This is a genomic window from Isoptericola croceus (assembly GCF_029382255.1).
Taxonomy (GTDB): domain Bacteria; phylum Actinomycetota; class Actinomycetes; order Actinomycetales; family Cellulomonadaceae; genus Isoptericola; species Isoptericola croceus.
The window spans coordinates 1-323 of record NZ_JARLLG010000069.1 but is presented as its reverse complement, the minus strand read 5'-3'; the positions used below and the strand labels follow the sequence as shown (position 1 = coordinate 323).

The following is a 323-nucleotide window of genomic DNA, read 5'->3' as shown; positions in this document are numbered from 1 at the left end:
GGGGGTCTGGACGTCAGTCAGACGGAGGACAGACAGGCGGACGGGCGTTACACCGTCCGCAGCTTCCTGAGGGTCTGCGCCGAGGAGTGGAACGGGGGGGAGACGTTCGGCTGCAGCGTCAGAGAGGAGGGGGTGGTGGTGGCGGAGGAGAGCATCAGGAAGGAGACGGATACGCCTCTCCACGCCCCTTCCGTCTACGTCTTCCCCCCCCCGGCCGAGGAATTATCCCTCCAAGAGACGGCGACCCTCACCTGCATGGCCTCCTCCTTCCTCCCTTCTTCCATCCTCCTGACGTGGACCCAACAAAACCAACCGATTTCGCC

1 protein-coding gene is annotated in these 323 nt (G+C 64.4%); it reads left to right on the top strand.

The annotated features are described in order from the left end of the window. Positions 1-323 (top strand): immunoglobulin domain-containing protein (locus PZC42_RS20730; protein ID WP_277213968.1); only part of this gene is annotated, 323 nt, incomplete at both ends.